Below are 1,007 nucleotides of genomic sequence, written 5' to 3'. Positions count from 1 at the left end.
GGCGGATCATTTCGTAAAGCAGGGTGACCAGCACCCGGCAGCCACTGCCGCCGATGGGGTGCCCCAGGGCCACGGCGCCGCCGTTGACGTTGGTCTTGTCGGCGGAGAGTCCCAGCTCTTTCATGATCGCCACGGTGGAGCCGGAGAAGGCCTCGTTGACCTCGAAAAGATCCACGTCGTCAAGGGTGATACCCTCTTTCTTCAGACATTTGGGAATCGCCCAGATGGGGCGCCACGAGGACGTACTTCATGTCGATGCCGTAGGATGCCTGGGCGCCGATGCTTGCCATGACCGTGCATCCCAACGCCTCGGCCTTTTCCCGCGACATCAATACCACGGCTGCGGCCCCGTCGCTGATGATGGACGCATTGCCGGCGGTGCCGACCCCATCCTTTTTAAATGCCGGTTTCATCTTGGCCATGGCGTCGTAGGGCGTCTCACGAGGGCATTCGTCGCGGCTGAACAATTTGGGCTCCCCTTTTCGCTGGGGGATCGGCACGGGAACGATTTCCGCATCGAAGCGGCCGCTTTGGATGGATTCCATGGCCCGGCGGTAGGATTCGGCCGCATAGCGGTCCTGGTCTTCCCGGCTGACGGCATAGCGTTCGGAGCAAAGCTCATTGGACATGCCCATGTGGAAATCATTGACGATATCCCACAGACCGTCGTGGATCATGGAATCCTGCAACTGGCCGGGGCCCATGCGATAGCCGAAACGGGCCTTTTCCAGGTAGTAGGGCGCCATGCTCATGTTCTCCATGCCGCCGGCCACGACCACATCGGCATCGCCCAATTGGATGGCCTGGGCGCCGAGCATGACGGTCTTGAGGGCCGAGCCGCAGACCTTGTTGACCGTGATGGCCTCCGCTTCCCAGGGCATGCCGGCCTTGACCGCCGCCTGTTTGGCCGGGTTCTGGCCATACCCGCAGGGCAGCACCTGGCCCATGAGAACTTCATTCACCTGGCTTTTCTCAATCCCCGCGCGTTTTATCGCTTCCTTGATGAC

The 1,007-nt window shown here is 61.4% G+C and carries 1 pseudogene; it reads right to left on the bottom strand.

Annotated elements, in window-relative coordinates:
• Positions 1-1,007, bottom strand: a pseudogene (locus tag JCM12296_RS35155) (acetyl-CoA C-acyltransferase); the annotation flags it as partial.

Source organism: Desulfosarcina cetonica JCM 12296, from assembly GCF_001311845.1.
Classification (GTDB): domain Bacteria; phylum Desulfobacterota; class Desulfobacteria; order Desulfobacterales; family Desulfosarcinaceae; genus Desulfosarcina; species Desulfosarcina cetonica.
The sequence above is the reverse complement of the archived record's forward strand: the minus strand, read 5'-3'. Positions and strand labels throughout refer to the sequence as shown.